This window comes from Variovorax sp. YR750 (assembly GCF_900109805.1).
GTDB lineage: Bacteria > Pseudomonadota > Gammaproteobacteria > Burkholderiales > Burkholderiaceae_C > Variovorax > Variovorax gossypii.
The window spans coordinates 425,713-447,523 of sequence record NZ_FOBJ01000002.1; the positions used below are offsets into that span (position 1 = coordinate 425,713).

The following is a 21,811-nucleotide window of genomic DNA, read 5'->3' on the forward strand; positions in this document are numbered from 1 at the left end:
CCTGAGCCTTGGGCGGCCGCGAAAGTGGCGGGCCCTGCGTTAGAGTCGCAGGCCCCACCACCTTCGCGCCCATGACAGCCCGCTTCCAATCCATCGCCCCCGCCGTCCGCCTGGCCGACCAGGTCGCCGATGCGCTCGCGGCCGAGGTGCGCAGCGGGCGTTTGTCCGAAGGCGACCGGCTGCCCACCGAGACCGCGCTGGCCGAGCAGTTCGGCGTGAGCCGCACCGTGGTGCGCGAGGCGGTGTCGCGGCTCAAGTCGCTGGGGCTGCTGGATTCGCGCCAGGGCAGCGGCGTGTATGTACGCGCCGCCGCAGTCGAGCCGCTGCGCTTCGAGATGCCGCACGTGGCCTCGCGCGAGGCGGTGATCCAGATGGTCGAGCTGCGCCGCGCGCTCGAAGCCGAGGTGGCCGCGCTGGCCGCCGAGCGCCGCACGGACGAGGACGTGCAGCGCATCCGCGACGCCATCGCCGCACTGCACGCGGCGGTCGAGGCCGGCGGCAACGGCGCAGACGAGGACGTGCTCTTCCACCGCGCCATCGCAGAGGCGGCGCGCAACCCGTTCCTCATCGGCACGCTGCAGTACCTGCGGCAGTTCCTGCACGGCGCCACCCGCGTCACGCGCGCCAACGAGGCGCGCCGCGCCGACTTCGCGCGCGAAGTGGCGCAGGAGCATGCGCGCATCGTCGAGGCCATCGAGGCCGGCGATCCGCTGCGCGCGCGGGAAGCAGCCAAGAACCACATGGACAACGCGATCCGCCGCATCGAGCTGGCCGATCCGGTGTTCTGGCAGCAGGAAGGCGAGCAGCTCGCCCGTCCGCTGGTCGAAGGCTGGCCCGTCGGCGGCTGAGCCGACACACAAAGACACCAGAAAGTCGCCGGAAGACGCTTTTTCCGAGGGTTTACCCGGGTCGGTCAGCAAAACTCAAATTTGTATGATGACCTGACAAATCACCCGAGACATAGCCTCCCTCATGACTTCCTCGACCCTCCAGGCCGGCGCCGCGTCGCTCGCCGCCTCAGATGCCGCGCTCGAAAAGCGCACCTACTCCAAGGTGTTCTGGCGCCTCGTGCCCTTCCTCATGCTCTGCTACGTGATCGCGTACCTCGACCGCGTGAACGTCGGCTTCGCCAAGCTGCAGATGGGCCAGGACCTGGGCTTCAGCGAAACCGTGTTCGGCCTGGGCGCCGGCATCTTCTTCCTGGGCTACTTCCTGTTCGAGGTGCCGAGCAACCTGCTGCTCAACCGCGTGGGCGCGCGCATCTGGATCGCGCGGATCATGATCACCTGGGGCCTGCTCTCGGCCTGCTTCATGTTCGTGAAGACGCCCACCAGCTTCTACATCCTGCGCTTCCTGCTCGGGCTGGCCGAGGCGGGCTTCTATCCGGGCGTGATCCTCTACCTCACGCACTGGTACCCGGCGCACCGGCGCGCGCGGATCATCGCGGTGTTCATGTCGGCCATTCCGGTCGCGGGCATCTTCGGCAACCCGCTCTCGGGCTGGATCATGGACAGCTTCCACGGCGTGTCGGCCATGAGCGGCTGGCAGTGGATGTTCCTGATCGAGGCCATTCCCGCCGTGCTCATCGGCCTGGCGGTGCTCTTCTATCTCGACAACGGCATCGCCCAGGCGCGCTGGCTCAATGCCGAGGAAAAGGCGCTGCTGCAGCGCGAGGTGGCGAGCGACGCCGCCCACGGCGCGAAGGGCCCGCACTCGGTGGCCGGCGTGTTCCGCGACGCGCGCATCTGGTGGATGGCGTTCATCTACTTCGCTTTCGTCATGGGCCAATACGCACTCACCTTCTGGCTGCCCACGCTGGTCAAGGCCACGGGCGTGCAGGGCAACCTGAACATCGGGCTGCTCAGCGCCATTCCGTTCCTCTGCGCCATCGTCGCGATGAATCTCTTCGGCCGCAGCGCCGACCGCCGCCAGGAGCGCCGCTGGCACCTGATCGTGCCGGCCATGATGGGCGCCGTGGGCTTCACCGTCGCAGCCTCGTACACGCAGAACACGGCCGTGTCGCTGGCCTTCCTCTCGCTCGCAGCCGCCGGCGTGCTGACCTGCGCGCCGCTCTTCTGGTCGCTGCCCACTGCATTCCTCACGGGCACGGCCGCCGCCGCCGGCATTGCCGCCATCAACTCGGTGGGCAACCTCGCGGGCTTCGTGAGCCCGTACCTCATCGGCTATCTGAAGGACCTCACGGGCAGCACGCAGATCGGCATGTACGTGCTGGCCGGTGCGCTGGTGCTCGGCGCCATCGGCGTGTGGTTCACGCCGAAGCAACTCGTCAACCGTTGACCGATCATTCGAAAGAACTCCTGCATGACTTCCAGCAACAACACCCCCGTCGTCGGCCTCGTTGGCCTGGGCGCCATGGGCGCCGGCATGGCGCAGTCGCTGCGTCGCGCGGGCCACGCGCCGCATGTGTTCGACATGCGCCGCGAGGCCGCCGAAGCCTTCGCGCGCGAGGGCGGCACCGCCTGCGGCACGCTGGCCGAACTCGGCGCGCAGTGCGACATCGTGGTCAGCGTGGTGGTGAATGCCGCGCAGACCGAATCGGTGCTGTTCGGCGACGGCACCGTGCCCGGCTGCGCCGCGTCGATGAAGCCCGGCAGCGTCTTCGTGATGTGTTCCACCGTCGATCCGAACTGGTCGGTGGCGCTCGAAGCGCGCCTGGAGAAGCTGGGCATCCTCTACATCGACGCGCCCATCTCCGGCGGCGCAGCCAAGGCCGCGAGCGGCCAGATGACGATGATGACCGCCGGCAAGCCCACCGCCTACGAGAAGGCCGGTGCCGTCCTCGACGCCATGGCCGCCAAGGTCTACCGCCTGGGCGACAGCGCCGGCGCGGGCAGCAAGGTGAAGATCATCAACCAGCTGCTGGCCGGCGTGCACATCGCGGTGGCGGCCGAGGCGATGGCGCTGGGCCTGCGCGAAGGCGTGGACCCGGCGGCGCTGTACGAAGTCATCACGCACAGCGCGGGCAACAGCTGGATGTTCGAGAACCGCATGGCGCACGTGCTCGCGGGCGACTACACGCCGCTGTCGGCCGTGGACATCTTCGTGAAGGACCTGGGCCTGGTGCTCGACGTGGCGCGCGCGAGCAAGTTTCCGCTGCCGCTGTCGTCCACCGCGCACCAGATGTTCATGCAGGCCTCGACCGCGGGCTATGCGCGCGAGGACGACAGCGCCGTCATCAAGATCTTCCCGGGCATCGAGGTGCCGGCGCCGAAGGGGAAAGCCCCGTGAGCGAGCCGCAGGCCAGGTTCGTCGACACGCCGCTGCTGCGCATCGGCTACGAGGAGTGGAACCCCGCGGGCAAGGCCACCGCGGTGCTGGTGCACGGCTGGCCCGACAGCCCGCGCTGCTGGCACGGCGTGGCCGCGCGGCTCGTCGAAGCCGGCTGGCGCGTGCTGCTGCCCGCCCTGCGCGGCTTCGCGCCCACGACCTTCCTGCATGCCGATACGCCGCGCAGCGGACAGCTCTCGGCGCTGGGCCGCGACCTGCTCGACTTCATCGACGCGCTCGGCCTGCAGCAGCCTGCGCTGGTCGGCCACGACTGGGGCGCGCGTGCGGTGGGCAATGCCTGCGGGCTTCGGCCCGGCGTCGCGAGTTCGCTCACGCTGATGTCGGTCGGCTACGGCACCAACGCGCCCGACCAGCCGATGCCGCTCGAGCAGGCGCGCAACTACTGGTACCACTGGTACATGGCCACTCCGCGCGGCGAACGCACCGTGCACGACGACCGCATCGCCTTCACGCGAATGATGTGGGACACCTGGGCACCGGCCGGCTGGTACGAGCCCTCCGAGTTCGAGGCCACCGCTGCCGCCTTCGAAGGCGACGACTGGGCGCGCGTGGTGGTGCATTCGTACCGCCATCGCTGGGGCCACGCGCCGGGCGACCCGCACTATGCGGCCGACGATGCCGTGCTGAACCCCGCGCCAGTGCTGTCGGTGCCCACGCTGGTGCTGCACGGCGCGGCCGATTCCTCCAATCATCCGGACACCTCGGCAGGCAAGGAGCGCTTCTTCAGCGGCCCCTACCGCCGCGAGCTGCTCGACGGCGTGGGCCACTTCCCGCAGCGCGAGGCGCCGCAGGCGGTGGCGGATGCGCTGCTGCGCTTCCTGCCCGCGCTCTAGAACAAGTACGAAAGACAAGACGACCATGAACATCCTCATCACCGGCGGCTGCGGCTTTCTCGGCGCCCGCCTCGCACGCACGCTGCTCGCCGGCGGCAATCTCGCACTGGCCGGCGGCGCCGCGCAGCCCGTCTCGCGCATCACCCTGGCTGACCGCGTGCCGCCGCCCGCCGACCTGGCGGCCGACGCGCGCGTGCAGTTCGTGCAGGGCGACCTGCTGGAGCAGCTCGCCAACGGCGCACTGCCCATCGCCGACACGCAGCTCGTCTTCCACCTCGCCGCCGCAGTCAGCGGCGAATGCGAGGCCGACTTCGATCTCGGCATGCGCAGCAACCTCGACGCCACGCGCGGCCTGCTCGAAGCGGCGCGCCGTGCGGGCCACTCGCCGGTGTTCGTGTTCTCAAGCTCGGTGGCGGTGTTCGGCGATTCGCCCGAGCAGCGCCTGCCGGCCGTCATCGAAGACACCACGCTGCCGACGCCGCAGAACAGCTACGGCATCCAGAAGTTCATCGGCGAGCAGTTGGTGGCCGACTTCACGCGCAAGGGCTTCGTGCAGGGCCGCAACGTGCGGCTCATGACGGTGTCGGTGCGCCCCGGCCGGCCCAACGGCGCGGCCTCGAGCTTCCTCAGCGGCATGCTGCGCGAACCGCTGGCCGGCGAGCGCGCGCGCTGCCCCGTGTCGCCCGACACGCCCGTCGCGCTGGCCTCGCCCGGCAATACCGTCGCCGGCATCGTGCGCGCGGCCACCGCTGGCGCCGCCGAGTGGGGCGCGCGCACGGCGGTCAACCTGCCCGCGCTGACCACCACCGTGCGCGAGATGGCGCAGGCGCTGGAGCGCATCGCCGGCAAGGACGCCACCGGCCTGATCGACTGGGAGCCCGATGCCGCCATCGCGAAGATCGTCACCAGTTGGCCCAGCCGCATCCACGCCGCGCGCGCCGAGGCTCTGGGCCTGAAGGCCGACGCGAGCTTCGACGCGATCCTGCGCGACTACGTGCGCGAGAACGCCCAGGCCGTGAAGCTGCCCGTCGCCAAGGACTGAAGAAGGACCGAACACCATGGCAAAGCTCGTGCTCGGCTGCATCGCCGACGATTTCACCGGCGCCACCGACCTCGCCAACAACCTCGTGCGCGCCGGCATGCGCGTGGTGCAGGCCATCGGCGTGCCCGAGGGCCCGCTCGATGCCGACGTGGATGCGGTGGTGGTCGCGCTCAAGTCGCGCACCATCGCGCCGGCCGAAGCCATCGCGCAGTCGCTCGATGCATTGCGCTGGCTGCAGTCGCAGGGCGCGAAGCAGATCTACTTCAAGTACTGCTCCACCTTCGACAGCACGCCGCAGGGCAACATCGGCCCGGTGACCGAGGCGCTGATGGACGCGCTGCAGTGCGACTTCACCATCGCCACGCCCGCCTTCCCCGACAACAAGCGCACCGTGTTCAAGGGCTACCTGTTCGCGGGCGACGTGCTGCTCAACGAGAGCGGCATGCAGAACCACCCGCTCACGCCGATGACCGACCCGAACCTCGTGCGCGTGCTGCAGGCGCAGTGCAAGCGCAAGGTGGGGCTCGTCGACTACGCGGTGGTGGCGCGCGGCGCAGCCGCCGTCGAGGAGCGCATCGCGCAGCTCAAGGCCGAGGGCGTTTCCATCGCCATCGTCGATGCGGTGTCGAACGACGACCTGCTGCGCATGGGGCCGGCGCTCGCGAAGATGCCGCTGCTCACGGCGGGCTCGGGCGTGGCCATCGGCCTGCCGGCCAACTTCGGCCTCGCTCCGTCGTCGCAAGCCAGCGCACTGCCCAAGGCTGGCGGCAGGACGGCGGTGGTCTCGGGCAGCTGCTCGCTGGCCACCAACCGCCAGGTGCTCGACTTCATCCAGCGCGGCGGCGCGGCGATGGCCATCGATCCGCTGCGCATCGCGGCGGGCGTGGATGTCGCCACCGAGGCTCTGGCGTGGGCCGCTCCGTTGATCGACAAGGGCCCCGTACTCGTCTACTCGACCGCCGAGGCCGGTGCCGTGAAGTCGGTGCAGGGCCGCCTGGGCGTGGAAGAAGCCGGCGCGATGGTCGAGCGCACCATCGCCGCCATCGCGCGCGGCCTGGTCGAGCGCGGCGTGCGCCAGCTGGTGGTGGCCGGCGGCGAGACCTCCGGCGCCTGCGTACAGGCGCTGGGCATCGCGCAGATGCAGATCGGCCCGCAGATCGACCCCGGCGTGCCGTGGTGCCATGCGCGCTCCGAAGCCGCACCCGAGGCCGGCCTGCACATCGCGCTGAAGTCCGGCAACTTCGGCAGCGACGATTTCTTCACCAAGGCATTTACAGTGCTCGCATGACCGAGAACGAAGCCCGCGAGGAAATCTGCCGCGTCGGCCGCAGCCTGTTCGAGCGCGGCTACGTGCACGCCACGGCCGGCAACATCAGCGTGCGGCTGGACGACGGCTTTCTCATCACGCCGACCGATGCCTGCCTCGGTTTTCTCGATCCGGCACGGCTCGCGCGGCTAGACGCGCAGGGCAAGCAGACCGGCGGCGACCGCGCCAGCAAGACCATCGCGCTGCACACGCGCATCTACGCCGCCGCGCGCAAGTTCGATGCAGGCACCGCCTGCGTGATCCACACGCACAGCACGCACTGCGTCGCGCTCACGCTGCAGGCTCCGGGCGACGAACTGCTGCTCGCGCTCACGCCCTACTTCGTGATGAAGGTCGGCCACGTGCCGGTCATTCCGTACCACCGCCCGGGCGCGCCCGAAGCGGCCGAGCAGGTGGCGCAGGCCATCGGGCGCTTCGGCGCCGCCGGCACGCCGATTCGCGCCGTGATGCTCACGCGCCTCGGCCCCAACGTCTGGCACGACACACCGGCCGCCGCCATGGCCGTGCTCGAAGAGCTCGAAGAAACCGCACGGCTCCAGCAGCTCACGCAGGCCGCAAGGCCCGAGCCGCTCGATGCCGATCAGATCGATGAACTGCGCCGCACTTTCGGTGCGCGCTGGTAGTAAAAACACCCCATGCCCCAATTCGCAGCCAATCTCTCGATGCTCTATCCGGAGCTCGCCTTTCTCGACCGCTTCGACGCCGCAGCGAAGGACGGCTTCAAGGCCGTGGAATACCTCTTCCCCTACGACTTCACGAAGGAAGAAATCGTCGCGCGGCTGAAGCACAACGGCCTGCAGCAGGTGCTGTTCAACGGCCCGCCGGGTGACTGGAACGGCGGCGAGCGCGGCCTGGCCTGCCTGCCGGGGCGCGAAGCCGAGTTCCGCGAAGGCATCGCGAAGGCGATCGACTACGCCGTGGCGCTCGACTGCCCGCGCATCCACGTCATGGCCGGCCTCGTCCCCGCCGTCCCCGCGGGACAGCAGCGCGACGCGCTGCAGCCGGTGTACGTCGACAACCTGCGCTGGGCCGCGGCCGAGGCCGCCAAGGCGGGCCGCGACGTGCTGATCGAGCCGATCAACACGCGCGACATCCCGGGCTTTTTCCTCAACCGGCAGGACCATGCGCACGAGATCGTCGAGACCGTCGGCGCGCCCAACCTCAAGGTGCAGATGGACCTCTACCACTGCCAGATCGTCGAGGGCGACGTGGCGATGAAGATCCGCAAGTACCTGCCCACCGGCCGCGTCGGCCACATCCAGATCGCGGGCGTGCCCGATCGCAACGAGCCCGATATCGGCGAGCAGAACTACCCGTACCTGTTCGACGTGCTCGACGAGGTGTCGGCGCAGTGCGGCTGGCAGGGTTGGGTCGGCTGCGAATACAGGCCGAAGCGCGGCGCGGAGCCTGGCGGCACCTCGGCCGGACTCGGCTGGCTGCGTACCTGGAAGCAGCAGCACGCATGAGGCTCGAAGCGCTGCGCATTCCGGCGCCGCTGCGTGCATTCGCGGCGGGCGATGCGCAGCTGTTCGACGTCGTGCTGGCTGGCGACAAGGTCGCCTCCATCGTGCCCAGCGCCCGGCAGCAGCACGCGAAGGGCACGCTGCTGAGCGCACTCGTCGAGGCGCATGCGCACATCGACAAGAACTACACCGTGCAGGACGTGGGCGCGGCCGAGGGCAACCTCTTCGTGGCCATCGAGCGCATGAACCGGCACCGCGAGAGCTGGACCGGCGAATCGCTGCGCCTGCGCATGGAGCGCGCGCTGCAAGACGCCTGGCGATCGGGCACGCGCGCGCTGCGCACGCACCTCGACTGGGTTCAGCCCGAGCCGCCGGCCGCGCTGGAAGTGTTCGAGGCGCTGCGCGAGGAATGGCGCGGCCGCGTCGAGCTGCAGTTCGTTTCGCTCACGCCGCTCGACCTGTTCGCCGACATCGCCGCGGGCGAGCGCATCGCGCGCGAGGTGAAGCGCGCGGGCGGCGTGCTCGGTGCATTCGTCTATCGCAACGAGGGCATCGTCCACAAGCTGGGTCGAGTGTTCGACCTCGCGCAGCAGCACGGACTGGCGCTCGACTTCCATGTCGACGAGGGCCTGGACATCGAGGCCACCGGCCTGCTCAGCATCGCGCAGCTGGTGCGTGCGCGCGACTTCAGGCTGGGCGTGGTCTGCGGCCATGCGTGTTCGCTCTCGGTGCAGGAAGACGCCGTTGCCGCCGAAACGCTCGCGCTGTGCGCCGGCGCGGGCATCCATCTCGTCGCGCTGCCCACCACCAATCTCTACCTGCAGGGCGCATGGGACCGCACGCCGGTGCAGCGCGGCATCACGCGCATCCGCGAGGCGGCGGCACGGGGCTTGCGTGCGAGCCTGGCAACCGACAACGTGCAGGACGCCTTCTATCCCTACGGCAGCTACGACCTGCTGGAGACCTTCGGCCTCGGCGTGCAGGCAGCGCACCTCGCGCCCGCATCCGACTGGCTCGACACCGTCACCGTGAATCCCGCGAAGGCGCTGGGGCTCGCATGGGACGGGCGCATCGCGCCGGGCTGCCCGGCCGACCTGCTGGTACTGTCGGCCACCGGGGAACACGAACTGATCGGCCCGCGCGGACGGCAACGCACCGTCATCCGCGCCGGCCAACCACTGGAGAGCAACGAGCAATGAGCATGGGCAAGCCGATGGCCAACTACGCCGCCGCCAAGCGCGTGGGCGATTTCGTCTTCATGAGCGGCGTGGTCGCCGTCGATCCGGCCACGCGCCGCGCGGTGGCCGGCTACGACGCCATTCCGGAAGAAGCGCGCACCGCGCTGCAGAGCCTGGGCTATGCCACCGGCCAGATGTCGGTGGACGTGTTCGAGGCGCCCATCGTCGCGCAGAGCTGGTTCGTGCTGGAGCGCATCCGCCAGATTGCCGCCGAGCACGGCGGCACGATGGAAGACGTGGTGAAGCTGGTGCAGTACTTCCGCCACCTGCCGCACTACGCCTTCTACAACCGCGTGCGTGGCCTGTTCTATCCGGGCGAGCCGCCGGTCAGCACGGTGGTGGAGGTGTCGCGCTTCCTGCCGGGCGACGAGGTGCTGGTGGAGGTGGAAGCCACCATGTACCTGCCCCGCACCACCTTTTCTTTTTCGCCGTCTTCTACCTGACGCCCGCGCCCTTGAGCAGGAACTCCGTGACCTGCTCGATCAGGTAGCGCCGGTCCTTGTCGTCGCCTTGCTGCGCGGTGTCGCGGAAGTAGGCGGCCTGCGTGGCGTGGTCGGCATAGAACTGCGTCACGGCCCAGATGTGGAACAGCACCAGCATCGGGTCGGCCTCGTCCATCAGGCCCTGGTTCATCCAGTTGCGGATCACGGCGGCGGCCTGGTCGGTGCGCTGCTTGCTCGTGTCCATCATGCTGTTGAGCACCGGCGCGCCGCGCATCATCTCGGCAGTGAAGATGCGCGATCGCAGCGGGTGCTCGAACGAGAACATCATCTTGCGCCGGATCAGGTCGCCCAGCACCTTGCGCGGGCCGAAGGCCTCGTCGCTGAAGCCGAACACCACGATCCAGTCGTTGAGGATGTCCTGCAGCACCTGCCGGTACAGCGCCTCCTTGCTGTCGATGTAGTAGTGCAGCTGCGCCTTCGACAGGCCCGCCTTGTCGGCGATGGCCTGCGTCGAGGCGCCGGCCAGCCCAACGCTTGCGAACACCTCGATGGCGGCCTGGTTGATGAGGCCGAGCACCTGCGTGTACTTGCGCGAGCGCCCCCGCGTGGCGGGCGCCTCCGCGTCGCTCTCTTCGTTGATGGAAGCAGGCCGCGCACTCACAGCTGCAGTTCCAGTTCCAGTCCCTTGGCGCGCGAGCAGCACAAGGCCACCTTGTGGCGGCGCTCGCTGCCCGTGAGGCAGAAGTCGCGGTGCTCGGCGCCCTCGCCGTCGCCCTCGACCACGCAGGTGCCGCACAGGCCCTGCTGGCACGACACCGGAATGTCGATGCCGACCTCGTGCAGCGCGTCGACGGCGGTCTGGTCGGCGGCCACCGGCACGGTGATGCCGCGTCGCGCGAGCTTCAGCGTGAAGGGCAGGCCGGCGGCGGCACCGGCGTCGGTGGGCGCCGCGAAGTATTCGGCGTGCAGCGCGTCCTCGGGCCAATGCGCGGCGGCGTCGCGCACCGCCTGCATGAAGCCGCCGGGGCCGCACACGTAGAGATGCGTGCCGCTCGCGCGCTCGGCCAGCAGCGAGCGCAGGTCGATGCGCTGCGAGGCATCGCCCTGGTCCAGGTGCAGGCGCAGGTACGGCGCCAGCGACGGCGCGTGCAGCGCATCGGCGAAAGCCAGGTGCTCCTCGCTGCGCGCGAACACGCACAGCGTGAATGCAGCGCCGCGCGCCGCGAGCGCCTGCGCCATCGCCAGCAGAGGCGTCATGCCGATGCCGCCGGCCAGCAGCAGGTGGTGCGTGGCTTCATCGCGCAGCGGGAAGGTGTTGCGCGGCGCGCTGATCGGCAGCAGGTCGCCCTCGCGCACGCGCTCGTGCATCGAGGCCGAGCCGCCGCGGCTGGAAAGCTCGCGCTTCACGCCGATCACGTAGCGGCCCGTGTTAGCGGCCGAGGGCGCCCGCGCCAGCGAGTACTGGCGCGAGAAGCCGCCGGGCATGTGCACGTCGATGTGCGCGCCGGCCTCGTAGGAAGGCAGCGGCCGGCCCCACGGGTGGGCCAGCTCGAAGGCCAGGATTTCCGGCGTCTGGCGCGAGATGCGTTCGACGCGGACGGTGAGCGTGCGTTCGAGGCTCATGGTGTCGTGTCTCCCTCTGGAGTCTGTGGCTCTACTGCTGGATGCTGCTCAGCTTGCGCGAGACGCGTTCGATGAAGTGGGTGCGGTCGTTCGCGGTGACGGCGTTCATGTCGTGCAGCTGCAGCCATGTCACCTTGCAGCGCCACGCGAAGAGCGCGCGCAGCGCTCGCGTGAAGAGCCGCCTGCCCGGGTCGCCGATGACCATCACGAACCAGCGCGGCGAGCCGCCGGTGGTGACCACCGTGAGCCGCCTGATGTGCCGCATGCCCGACTTCGCGAGCTGCCCCTTGCGTTCCGCCGGCAGGAAGGCCACGCCGGGCAGCCACACCCGTTCGAGCCAGCCCTTGAGCATCGACGGCGGCCCGTGGAACCAGGTGGGAAACACGAACACCAGGTGCTCGGCCCACAGCAGCGCTTCGACGTGGGGTTTCACACGTTCGCGTATCAGGTCGGGGTTGTCGAGGTAGGCGATGCGCTCTTCGCATGTCAGCGTGGGGTCGAAGCCCTCGGCGTACAGGTCGATGGCCTTGACGGGATGTCGCGGCTGGAGCGCCTCGAGGGCGGTGCGGTAGAGCGCGTGGTTGAAGCTGTCAGGATTCGGATGGCAGTGGACGACTAGCGTTTTCATGGTTGAGGGCCGGTTCGCCCAGGACTTGCGTCGCTGGCGAGACGGGGTCAGAGCCCAAGGAATAAAAGGCCGCGCAGTGCCTTATGGCAACCCAGGCGCCGGCATCTGACCCCGGCGCAAGCCCCGCGCGACCCACGGGAGAAACTTTCGAAGCGACTTACTTGCCGGTGAGCTTCTTGCGGACGTCGATGCCGACGCCCTTGTTCACGAACTGCGTGGTGACGACCTTCGACAGGTCGACCTCGCCGGGCTTGTACAGGCCCGCCTTGACCATCTTGTCGTAGAAGTCCTTCACGCGGGCCTCGTCCATCGCGCCGATGCCCTTGGTGAGCGATTCGCCGCTGTCGACGATGCCCATCTTCTTCATCAGCTCGATGGAGCCCTGCGAGGAGGCCACGGGCGAGTCGGGGTTGATCTTGGCGATCATCTCGTTGGCGGCCTTGTTGTCGCCATAGAGGTAGTTGTTCCAGCCGATGATCGACGCCTCGATGAACTTGCGCACCGTCTCGGGCTTGGTCTTCACCAGGTCGGCGCGCGTCTCGATGGTGGTCGAGTAGGTCGAGAAGCCGTTGTCGGCCAGGAGCTGCACCACCGGGTCGAAGCCGGCCTGCGCCTTGATCGACAGCGGCTCGGAGATGGCGTAGCCCTGCTGGATCGATTTCTTGTCGGCCAGGAACGGGCCCACGTTGAAGGTGTAGGGCTTGAGCTGCGAGTCCTTGAAGCCGTGCTCCGACTTCATCCACTGCCAGAAGCTGAACTGGCCGTCCTTGCCGATGAAGGCCACCGGCGCCTTGGTCATGTCCTTGAAGGTGTCGAAGCCCTGGCCCGGGTGGGCGAACATGGCCTGCGGGTCCTTCTGGAAGAAGGCCGCCACCACCACGGTGGGCACGCCGTTCTTCACGTTGTCGAAGGACTGAAGCAGGTTGCCGGTCATCAGGAAGTCGACCTTGCCGGCCGGCAGCATCGGCCGGTTGTTGACCATCGGGCCGCCCTGCTGGATGTCGACGTCGAGGCCGTACTTCTTGTAGGTGCCGTCCACCAGCGCCTGGTAGAAGCCGCCGTGGCCGGCCTGCGCCTTCCAGTTGGTGGCGAACACCACCTTTTCCTGCGCCTGCACGGCGAAGGCGGCGCCCGCGAGGGCCAGGCCGAAGACAAGCGGGCGGAGATCGAAAGCGGGGATGCGCATGGGAACGTGCTCCTGTGGAGGTTTCGTTGAAAAGTACGGGATGCGGAGACTAAGGCTTTTCAGCGCCCGACGGCCATGTCGGGGCGCCAGCCGCGCGTTTTTCCGGGGTTCATCAGGCCCATCGGGTCGCTGCGCTTCTTGAACTCGATCTGCTGCGTGTCGATGGTCTTCATGCCGCCGTCCTCGATGGTCACGACGTGCGGGTTGAAGATCACGCAGCCGCCCTGCGATTCGATCTCGCGGATCACCTCGTACTGGTGCGCCTCACCCTTCCAGCGCACCAGCAGGATGCCGAAGGTGCCGCATTCGCCGTTGGCGCGCGCGAAGTCCTGGTGCTGCAGCACGTCGTCGCCGAAGATCTGCAGGTGCCGCTCGACCACGGCCGGGTCGAAGGGCTGGGCGTAGGCCACCTGCAGGTAGGTCCAGCTGCGGTCGGCCTTCAGCGCCTGCAGCGTGGTGTGGTTGAAGGCGCACTCGTAGGCCGGCGGCAGGCCGTCGGCGAGCAGCTCTGTCTCGGTGCCGGCCACCGAGATGGTGCCGCCCTGCGCCGCGGCGAGCGCGCGGAAGTCCGCCATCGATTCGGGCGAGACCATCGCGAACACCGCATGCCGGTCGGCCGGGAAGCGGTCGCGCATGGCCGTGTAGTAGGGCGAGAAGCGGGCCTCCACCGTCGACAGCAGGAAGATGTCGAGCGAAGGCGCCTGCGCGGCGATGCCGAAGTCGAGCGCGCCGCGATACGTGTCGAACAGCACCGTGCAGTGCACCCAGTCGACGGCGGGGCTCAGCGCCACTTCCACGTCGAGGATCACGCCGTTGGTGCCGTAGGCGTGGTGCACCTGCTGGATCTCGTCGCCGTGCAGTTCGATGACGCGCGGCTCGCGCTCCACCGTCATCACGCGCGCGCGCAGCAGGTTGCCGGGGTCGCGCAGGATGCCGTGGCGGAACGAGCCGATGCCGCCGAAGCCGCCCGCGATGAAGCCGCCGATGGACGCCACATGCCAGGTCGAGGGCCACATGCGCAGCGCCTGCCCGGTCTCGCGCGCGGCGAGGTCGATGTCGTGCATGCGCGCGCCGGCCTCGACGCGGATGCTGCCCGGCTGGATGTCGAGCACGCGGCACATCTGCGTCACGTCGAGCACGATGCCGCCTTCGAGCGGCACGCACTGGCCGTAGTTGCCGGTGCCGCCCGCGCGCACGGTGAGCGGCAGCTTCCATTTCGCGGCCACGGCCGCGGCCTGGCGCACGTCGTCCTCGGTGCCGACCTTCACCACGAGGTCGGCCACGCAGCCCGCGAGCTGCGCGGTGAGGATGGGGCTGTACCAGTAGAAGTCCTTCGACAGCTGCTTGCGCTGGCCGGGCGCGGTGATCACGTTGAGGCCGCGCAGGTCCTCGCGCACGGCGTCCCAGTCGACGGCCGGTGCAGGGGTTGGAGTCCTAGCGTTCACGACGCATCTCGCTTTCGTGCCAGTGGCCGAGCACCAGCCGAGACAGGGCCGCGAACACGATGAAGATCACGATGCCCAGCAAGGACACCAGCAGCAGCGCCGCGAACATCATCGGGATCTCGGTGCGGAAGCTCGATTCGAGGATGCGCGAGGCCAGCCCCGTCTCCTTGCCCGCCGTGCCGGCCGTGAACTCGGCCACCACCGCGCCGATCAGGCTCAGGCCGCCCGCGATCTTCAGGCCGGCCATGAAGTACGGCAGCGCGCTGGGCGCGAGCAGGTAGCGGAAGGTCTGCCAGGGCGAGGCCTTGTAGAGCTGGAACAGGTCGCGCAGGTTGCTGTCGGCGCTCTTCAGACCGATGACGGTGTTCGACAGGATCGGGAAGAAGGCCACGATCCACGCGCACAGCAAGAGCGCCGCCGTGGTGCTCGACACGTAGATCAGGATCAGCGGCGCGATCGCGATGATCGGCGTGACCTGCAGGATCACCGCGATCGGGAACAGGCCGATCTCCACCCACTTGAAGAGCGCGAAGGCAATGGCCAGCAGCACGCCGCCCACGATGGCCGCGACCAGCGCCAGCAGCGTGAGCTTCACCGTGAACCACAGCGCACTCGACAGCGATTCCCAGTTGTCGAACAGCGTGCGGATGATGAGCGAGGGCGCGGGCAGGATGTAGTGCGGAATGTTGTTGGCGCGCACGGTCCATTCCCACGCCAGCAGCAGCAGCGCGACGATGGCCGCGGGCACCACGATGCGCAGCATCGACTCGCGCCGGCGCAGCCGGTCCTCGTGCGCGCGCAGCGAGGCCTCGGAGGGTGCCGCGTCCGCATCTGCCGTGACGGCGACGGCGGGTTCAGTGATCGATGTCGACGCCATGCAGGGCTCCGTGCAGGGATTGCGACACCGCGGTGCAGTGCGCGTTGTAGCGGGTCGAGGTGCGGAAGTCTTCTCCGCGCGGGTAGGGCTCGTCGATGCGGATCTCGTCGATCACGCGGCCGGGCCGCGCCGCCATCACCACGATGCGGTTCGACAGATACACCGACTCGTACACGCTGTGCGTGACGAACACCACCGAGAAGCGGTGCTCGCGCCAGATGGCCAGCAGGTCGTTGTTGAGCTTGATGCGCGTCATCTCGTCGAGCGCGGCGAAGGGCTCGTCCATCAGCAGCAGGCGCGGGTGCGTGACCAGCGCGCGGGCGATCGACACGCGCATCTTCATGCCGCCGGAAAGCTCGCGCGGGTACACGTCGGCGAAGCGCGAGAGGCCGACCATCTCCAGCGCCTGCTTCACCACCGGCGCGGCGGCGTCGCGGCTGGTGCCTGCCAGCTTCAGCGGCAGCCAGACGTTGTCGAACACCTTGGCCCAGGGCATGAGCGTGGGTTCCTGGAACACGAAGCCCAGGTCGCGGTCTGTCTTGCCGTTCTTGTTGCCTGCGGCTGCGGCACCGGACCAGTGCATGTCGCCCGAACTCAGGCGCGTGAGCCCCGCGATGAGGCGCAGCGCCGTGCTCTTGCCGCAGCCCGAGGGGCCGAGGAAGCTGATGAAGTCGTGCTCGCCGATGTCCAGCGACATGCCCTGCAGCGCGAGCGTGCCGTTGGCGAAGCGCTTGCTGACGTTGCGCAGGCTGACCAGCGGCGCGCTGGCGGCGGTGGTGGCGTCGGCGCTCATTTCCAGGCGGGCTGGTTGGCCAGGCGCGAGAGCGGGAAGCGGTCGATTTCCTGCAGCAGCTCGACGAAGCGTCGGCCCACGTGGTCGAGCACGGCGGCGCCCTTCTCTGCGGTGGCACGCGTGGCGTCGCCGGCGGCGCCCGCGGGGTTGATGTCGTGCATCTGCCAGCCGAGCTTGCCGCTGGGAGTGATCGAGAGGAACTTGTTCTCCGCGGCGAGCTGCTCGGTCATCGAGCTGAAGTTCTGGAACTGGTCGCGGCGCACGTAGTCGGGCGTGAGGTGCAGCATCACCGAGCTTTCGAGGTCGCCGGCGTGGATGCCGTGCTTGCCCTCGTGCGCGGTGAACAGGCCCTCGGGCAGGCCCAGCGTGTACCAGTTGGCTGCCACGACCATCATGTCGTGCTCCTCGCGCAGGTCGCGCGCGACGATGTCCATCACGCTCATCTGGCCGCCGTGGCTGTTGTAGAGCACCAGCTTGCGCACGCCGGCCTTGGCGACGCAGGAGCCGATGTCCTTCCACATCGAGATCAGCGTGTTCGCCGACACGGTGAGCGTGCCGGGGTAGCGCGAGTGCTCGTTGCTCTTGCCGTAGGGCACGGTGGGCAGGAACAGCACCGGCAGGTCGTCGGGCAGGTGCGGCAGCGTGGCGCGCACCATGCCGTCGATGGTGGCGGTGTCGGTCGACATCGGCAGATGCGGACCGTGCTGCTCGGTGGCTCCCACCGGCAGCACGGCGATTAGCCGTTCGCGGTCGAGGCGGGAGAACTCTTCGCTGGTCAGGTCGGACCAGAAGCGGCTGCGCAGGGGAGGCGGATTCATCGCGGTGGTACCTCGTGGCGCCTGTTGTGGCGGTGGCTTAAATTATCCATACGGTCAAAAAAGACAGGCTATCCGTGGATACCCGGCGATTTTCACTCATGCAAGCCGCGTGCCATCAAATTCACCCAGTTGGTCAAAAATTGACCATTCACGGGCAAACCGCCGCTGCCTTCACCAGCGCAGGCGCATCCCGACCTGCCCCTGCCAGCCGGTCTGCTGGGTGTTGCCCACGGCGCTGGTGTAGGCCAGGCCGCCGTAGACCGCCAGCTTCCTGTTCAGCTGCCCCACGATGCCGCCGCCCGCCTCGAGCGCGCCCGAGTTGCGGCGATTGACGACCTGGTCGGTGGGCCCGAGGTAGATCGCGTTGCTGCCGCTGAAGGTGTGCCACAGGTTGAGCTTGAGGTACGGCTTCCACACGCCGCCGCCGGCCTCGAAGCGGCCTTCGAGCCGCGCGCCCAGCCGGCCGGTGACGGCGTTGTCGCGCTGGAAGCGCACGGAGGAGATGCCGTCGTCGAAGCTGTCGAGCGAGCTGCGCTGCCAGATCAGTTGCACCTGCGGCTGCAGCGTGACGCTGTCGCTCAGCGCCAGCGGGTAGCCGGCCTCGATCGACGCGGTCACGCTGGTGCCGTGCGGACGGCCGCCGCGCCCCAGCGTGGAGCGCGCATCGGCCTTGTAGCGGGTGGCCAGCAGCACGGCGTCGCTGTACCAGCCGCTGCTCGCGATGCGGGTCCAGTAGGCGCCCAGGCTGTAGCCCTCCACGGTGATGCGGCCGACCGCCTCGTTGGTGGCGCCGTCGGCGATGCCGCTCGCGTTGCCGCTGGCGCGCGTGTAGCCGCCCAGCACGCCGACGCGATGGCGTCCGCCCGATGCGTCGGTGGCGGCCAGGAAGTCGTGGCCCAGCTGCAGGCCGCTGACGCTGCCGTCGAACTGCGGATTCGCGTCGCCGCGCAGGCGCTGGCGCGTGCTCTCGCCGAACACGCGGCCCCACGAGGCCTGCCGGCCTTCGCTGCCGGTGTCTTCCGCGTCGTTCGCGAGCAGTTGCTGGTCGCCCTGCCGGTCGTGGAAGGTGCCCAGTTGCGCCAGCCCGAGGCGGCGCACCGCGATCGGCAGCGCGCTGTAGAGCGGAATCTCGGGGCGGTAGAGCTTGACCTGCTCCACCGGCATCGGCCTGCCCGAGGCTTCCGCCTCCTCGATCGCCTCTTCCAGCGAGCCCACCACATGGCCGTCGACCAGGTAGCCGTTGTTGCGCAGGTACCAGTTGTCGGGGTTGCCGCCGGTCGCGCCGCCGCGGAAGAGGCGGTAGCTGTAGGCACCGGCTTCCACCGCCTGGGTCAGCGAGAAGGCGCTGTCGGCCGTGGTGGCGCCGTTCACGGCCTGCACCACCAGGATGCCGTCGGCCAGCCTGGGCGCGCCCATGCCGCCGCGGTTGACCACGCGCAGGCTGGTGGCGCCCGAGGCGGTGCCGCCGTCGATCACCAGCCTGTCGGACGGCGAGTTGTCGCCCGCCAGCACGGTGTTGACCTGCATCAGCGCGCCGCTGCCGCCGAAGTAGTTGCCGCGCACGGTGAAGGCGCCGAAGTTCGTGCCGTCGTTCGGGCCTGGCAGCAGCGTGCCCTGGTTGGTCACGTTGCCGGCGAAAGTGCCGGTGCCGGCCACCGTGGCGCCGGGAAGCACGGTGATGACGGGGCTCGTGAGCGTGGCCGGAAGGGTGAAGCGCCCGGACTCCACGCGCACAGAGTCGGAGAAGTTCGCGTCGGTCAGCCACGACCACGCGGTGCCGCGCATCGTGAGGTTCTGGAAGTTGCGGAAGGCGTTGTCGACGGTGCCGCTGCCTTCGAGGAAGGTGCTGGCGGTCTTGCCGACGCCGCCGTCGGCCCCGCCGCGGATGACCGATCCGGTCTGCAGGATCAGCGTGCCGAGGCCGAGCGCGCCCATGTAGATCGCGTCGGTGTTGCCCGCGCCGCCGTGTCCCTCGATGGTGCCGGCGTTGACCAGTGTGTCGTTGCCGTTCTGGCCGCGGTAGCCGTAGCCGTTGGCGCTCGACAGCGTGGCGCCGGCGCGGTTCTCCACGCGCGAGAAGAAGCTCGTGCCCAGCGTGTTCGCATGCACCGCATCGGCGCCGCCCGAGGGCGAGTTGGCGCCGGTGGTGGCGATGCTGCCGGTGTTCACCAGCAGGTTGGCCACGAGGTTGCCGCCCTGCAGGTAGACGCCCTTGGCCGAGTTGCCGCTGGTCGCGATGCTGCCGTTGTTGACGACGGTGTTGCCCGGCCCCAGTGTCGAGATGCCGTGCGAGCTGCCGCCCGCGGTGGAGATGCTGCCGTTGTTGGTGATGAGCGTGCGCGTGCTGCTGTTCGACGTGACCAGGATGCCCGAGGTGCCGCTGCTCGTCGTGCGGATCGTGCCGTTGTTGGTCATTGTGTTGTCGTTGCCCGTGGCCACCATGGCCGCGCGCGCCGAGCCCGAACCGCCCGAGACGGTGATGGTGCCGTTGTTCGTGATGGTGCTGGCGTCGCGCACCAGCAGCGCCTGCGTGGCGTTGGTGGTGAGCGTGGCGCCGTTGTCCACCGTGATGCTCACGCCGGTGCTGCCCGGCGTTGCGATCACGCTGTCCGAGCCGGCGGTCGTTCCGCTGCAGATCACGCTGTCGCCGGTGCCCGGCGTGGCGGTGGGGTCGCATGCCGCGTTCGCGGCGCCGCCAGCCAGCCCCGCGAGGGCGGCCACGAACAAGGGGATGGGGTGCGCCGGAGTGCGGCGTGACGATCGGGTCGGGCGCTCGAGGTGCATGTCTCTCCTCTTGTTCTTGTTCGCGGCCGTGGGGTCGGGAGCGACCCATTATTCAGGGGAATCGGCAATTCAGAAACCGATGAACTTCCGTATTCGTCGGAGCCCCCGAGCGGAAGAAGACCGGGATGCCGCCCGCTGATTCCGCTTGGCCGAAATAGGCTCTGTGCACGCCGCTTGATACCGGCTTCCCTTGGGCATATAAGTCACCCATGGATCCTTGTCTCGTCGCAAGACGGAAAGGGGATGCTATGAAAAGACGCATTTACTGGCTGATGCCGGACCTGGCCAGCGCCAGGAGCGTGATGCACGATCTGGTGCGGGCGCGCGTCGACATCGCGCGCATTCATTTCACCGGGCCGGAAGGCATGGACATGACCGGGCTCCATGCGGCCAACGTGTGGCAAACCTCGGACCTCGTCCACGCAGCCAAGACCGGGCTGGTGGTCGGCAGCGCCTGCGGCGCAGTCTTCGGCCTCGTGGCCGCGCTGCTCTTCCCGATCGTCGGCGACGACCCCGAATGGGAGGTGGCAGTGCTGCTGGCCATCCTGGGTGGCGTGGTCGGCGCCTGGTCGGCCAGCATGATCGGCATTTCCATCCCGAGTCCACGCCTGCGGCGCTTCGAGAGTGCCATTGCGCAGGGCCGGATCCTGCTGATGGTGGACTTGCCGCGTTCGCGCGTGCGGGACATCGAGGCGCTGCTGCAGTCCGCGCATCCCGAAGCCCGGTTCGAGGGCGAGGAGCCGCAAGTCCCGGCGCTGCGCTCGAGCGCATGAGCCCCCGCACCCCTGAACCGATGACGAACCGAGGGGCTGCACATGATCATGGCCGTCGCCCTGTTGCTCATCGTGGCAGCCTCGGTGCTGTTTCACGTCGTCAATCCGTGGTGGACGACACCCCTTGCCTCGAACTGGCGGCAGATGGACGACACCCTGACCATCACGCTGGTGATCACGGGCCTCTTCTTCGTCGTCATCAACGTGTTCATCGCCTACACGCTGGTGCGCTTCCGTCATCGCGAGGGGCACCGCGCGGCGCATGAACCCGAGAGCAGGAAGCTCGAGCGCTGGCTGATCGGCGGCACCACCGTCGGCATCATGGCGCTGCTGGCGCCCGGCCTCGTGGTGTACGCGAACTATGTGAAGGAGCCTCGCGACGCTCTCGTGCTGGAAGTGCTGGCCCAGCAGTGGCAATGGCGCTTCCGCTTCCCGGGTGCGGACGGCAAGCTGGGCGCGACCGATGCGCGCTTCGTCAGCGCCGCCAATCCGTTCGGGATCGATCCCGGCGACCCGGCCGGGCAGGACGATCTCCTGGTCGCCGGCAACGAGGTGCATCTGCCCCTCGGCACGCCGGTGCTGGTGCTGATGCGCTCGAACGACGTGCTGCACGACTTCTTCGTCCCGCCCTTCCGCGCGCGGATGAACATCGTGCCGGGGCAGGTCAGCCGCTTCTGGTTCACGCCGACCGTCGCGGGCAACTACGAAGCGCTCTGCGCGCAGCTGTGCGGCGTGGGTCATCCCAACATGCGCGGCTTCGTGGTGGTTGAGGACCCGGCGAGCTACAGGGCCTGGCAGGCCGCGCTGCCGACCTTCGCCAGTTCGCAGGCCAAGGCTCCCGAGCTCCCGGCGGACGCCGCGGCGGCCGGCGGCGGCGCGCGTGTCCAGCAGGGCCGCGCGCTGGCGGATGCCAAGGGCTGCGTGGCCTGCCATACGGTCGATGGCAGCGCGCGAGTGGGACCGACCTGGAAGGGCCTGTACGGCAAGACCGAAACCATGTCGGACGGCTCCACCGCGCTGGTCGACGACGCCTATCTGCGCAGCTTCATCCGGGATCCGCAGGCCCGCCAGGTGAAGGGCTTCCCGCCGGTCATGCCCAGGATCGAGCTGAGCGACGAGGAACTGGCCGCGCTGGTGGCCTATATCCAGAGTCTCGGCAGCCCGCCGGCGCAGGCCGCCCCCGAACAGAAGGCCGCGCGATGAACCATCCCTCGCCCACGGGGCACGCC

21 protein-coding genes are annotated in these 21,811 nt (G+C 69.0%); 12 read left to right on the forward strand and 9 right to left on the reverse strand.

Annotation, left to right across the window (positions count from 1 at the left end):
- The first annotated feature begins 71 nt into the window (after positions 1-71).
- From BMY35_RS05505 to BMY35_RS05550, 10 genes are all read left to right on the forward strand, one after another.
- Positions 72-848, forward strand: coding sequence for a FadR/GntR family transcriptional regulator (locus BMY35_RS05505; RefSeq protein WP_093195990.1), 777 nt, complete (start codon positions 72-74; stop codon positions 846-848).
- Positions 849-972: 124 nt separating this feature from the next.
- Entirely contained in the window at positions 973-2,298 is a 1,326-nt protein-coding gene (locus BMY35_RS05510) for an MFS transporter (protein ID WP_093195991.1), read from the forward strand.
- Between the two features lie 24 nt (positions 2,299-2,322).
- Positions 2,323-3,249 (forward strand): L-threonate dehydrogenase, encoded by a 927-nt coding sequence (gene ltnD / locus BMY35_RS05515; RefSeq protein WP_093195992.1) that lies wholly within the window; start codon positions 2,323-2,325, stop codon positions 3,247-3,249.
- Positions 3,246-4,142 carry an alpha/beta fold hydrolase gene (locus tag BMY35_RS05520; RefSeq protein ID WP_093195993.1) on the forward strand — a complete coding sequence of 299 codons (897 nt, stop codon included), beginning with the start codon at positions 3,246-3,248 and terminating at the stop codon, positions 4,140-4,142. The genes ltnD and BMY35_RS05520 overlap by 4 nt, the downstream gene beginning before the upstream one ends.
- A 25-nt stretch (positions 4,143-4,167) precedes the next feature.
- The gene (gene denD / locus BMY35_RS05525) at positions 4,168-5,184 is read left to right on the forward strand and encodes a D-erythronate dehydrogenase (protein ID WP_093195994.1); all 1,017 of its coding nucleotides are present in this window, start codon (positions 4,168-4,170) and stop codon (positions 5,182-5,184) included.
- Between the two features lie 16 nt (positions 5,185-5,200).
- Positions 5,201-6,472, forward strand: a complete 1,272-nt coding sequence (gene otnK / locus BMY35_RS05530; protein WP_093195995.1) for a 3-oxo-tetronate kinase — start codon at positions 5,201-5,203, stop codon at positions 6,470-6,472.
- On the forward strand, positions 6,469-7,134 hold the full coding sequence (locus BMY35_RS05535) for a class II aldolase/adducin family protein (protein WP_093195996.1): 666 nt from the start codon (positions 6,469-6,471) through the stop codon (positions 7,132-7,134). The genes otnK and BMY35_RS05535 overlap by 4 nt, the downstream gene beginning before the upstream one ends.
- Positions 7,135-7,146: 12 nt before the next feature.
- The gene (gene otnI / locus BMY35_RS05540; RefSeq protein ID WP_093195997.1) at positions 7,147-7,977 is read left to right on the forward strand and encodes a 2-oxo-tetronate isomerase; all 831 of its coding nucleotides are present in this window, start codon (positions 7,147-7,149) and stop codon (positions 7,975-7,977) included.
- On the forward strand, positions 7,974-9,173 hold the full coding sequence (locus BMY35_RS05545; protein ID WP_093195998.1) for an amidohydrolase family protein: 1,200 nt from the start codon (positions 7,974-7,976) through the stop codon (positions 9,171-9,173). Before otnI ends, BMY35_RS05545 begins: the two co-directional genes overlap by 4 nt.
- Positions 9,170-9,655: a RidA family protein gene (locus tag BMY35_RS05550; RefSeq protein ID WP_093195999.1), complete on the forward strand. Its 486-nt coding sequence runs from the start codon at positions 9,170-9,172 to the stop codon at positions 9,653-9,655. The genes BMY35_RS05545 and BMY35_RS05550 overlap by 4 nt, the downstream gene beginning before the upstream one ends.
- Here BMY35_RS05550 and BMY35_RS05555 read toward each other — a convergent pair.
- The 9 genes from BMY35_RS05555 to BMY35_RS05595 all read right to left on the reverse strand — a co-directional run bounded on the left by BMY35_RS05555 (position 9,648) and on the right by BMY35_RS05595 (position 19,809).
- Positions 9,648-10,316 carry a TetR family transcriptional regulator C-terminal domain-containing protein gene (locus BMY35_RS05555; RefSeq protein WP_093196000.1) on the reverse strand — a complete coding sequence of 223 codons (669 nt, stop codon included), beginning with the start codon at positions 10,314-10,316 and terminating at the stop codon, positions 9,648-9,650. The genes BMY35_RS05550 and BMY35_RS05555 overlap by 8 nt on opposite strands.
- Positions 10,313-11,278 (reverse strand): PDR/VanB family oxidoreductase, encoded by a 966-nt coding sequence (locus tag BMY35_RS05560; RefSeq protein WP_093196001.1) that lies wholly within the window; start codon positions 11,276-11,278, stop codon positions 10,313-10,315. Before BMY35_RS05560 ends, BMY35_RS05555 begins: the two co-directional genes overlap by 4 nt.
- A gap of 31 nt (positions 11,279-11,309) precedes the next feature.
- On the reverse strand, positions 11,310-11,906 hold the full coding sequence (locus BMY35_RS05565; protein ID WP_093196002.1) for an NAD(P)H-dependent oxidoreductase: 597 nt from the start codon (positions 11,904-11,906) through the stop codon (positions 11,310-11,312).
- A 157-nt stretch (positions 11,907-12,063) separates the two neighbouring features.
- Positions 12,064-13,092, reverse strand: a complete 1,029-nt coding sequence (locus BMY35_RS05570) for an ABC transporter substrate-binding protein (RefSeq protein ID WP_093196003.1) — start codon at positions 13,090-13,092, stop codon at positions 12,064-12,066.
- Between the two features lie 59 nt (positions 13,093-13,151).
- Positions 13,152-14,537, reverse strand: a complete 1,386-nt coding sequence (locus BMY35_RS05575; protein WP_093196004.1) for an FAD-binding oxidoreductase — start codon at positions 14,535-14,537, stop codon at positions 13,152-13,154.
- A complete protein-coding gene (locus BMY35_RS05580) occupies positions 14,527-15,414 on the reverse strand; it encodes an ABC transporter permease (RefSeq protein WP_176947407.1) in 888 nt (295 codons plus the stop codon). Before BMY35_RS05580 ends, BMY35_RS05575 begins: the two co-directional genes overlap by 11 nt.
- Entirely contained in the window at positions 15,392-16,207 is an 816-nt protein-coding gene (locus tag BMY35_RS05585) for an ABC transporter ATP-binding protein (RefSeq protein WP_093196005.1), read from the reverse strand. Before BMY35_RS05585 ends, BMY35_RS05580 begins: the two co-directional genes overlap by 23 nt.
- Complete coding sequence (locus tag BMY35_RS05590) at positions 16,204-17,025, reverse strand: creatininase family protein (protein WP_093196006.1); 822 nt, start codon at positions 17,023-17,025, stop codon at positions 16,204-16,206. Before BMY35_RS05590 ends, BMY35_RS05585 begins: the two co-directional genes overlap by 4 nt.
- Before the next feature lie 171 nt (positions 17,026-17,196).
- The gene (locus BMY35_RS05595) at positions 17,197-19,809 is read right to left on the reverse strand and encodes an autotransporter family protein (protein WP_093196007.1); all 2,613 of its coding nucleotides are present in this window, start codon (positions 19,807-19,809) and stop codon (positions 17,197-17,199) included.
- Between the two features lie 248 nt (positions 19,810-20,057).
- On the opposite strand from BMY35_RS05595, the gene BMY35_RS05600 reads away from it, so the two are divergent.
- Both BMY35_RS05600 and BMY35_RS05605 read left to right on the forward strand, forming a co-directional pair.
- Positions 20,058-20,582, forward strand: a complete 525-nt coding sequence (locus BMY35_RS05600; RefSeq protein ID WP_093196008.1) for a DUF1269 domain-containing protein — start codon at positions 20,058-20,060, stop codon at positions 20,580-20,582.
- Positions 20,583-20,624: 42 nt separating this feature from the next.
- Complete coding sequence (locus tag BMY35_RS05605; RefSeq protein ID WP_093196009.1) at positions 20,625-21,785, forward strand: cytochrome c oxidase subunit II; 1,161 nt, start codon at positions 20,625-20,627, stop codon at positions 21,783-21,785.
- Positions 21,786-21,811 lie beyond the last annotated feature (26 nt).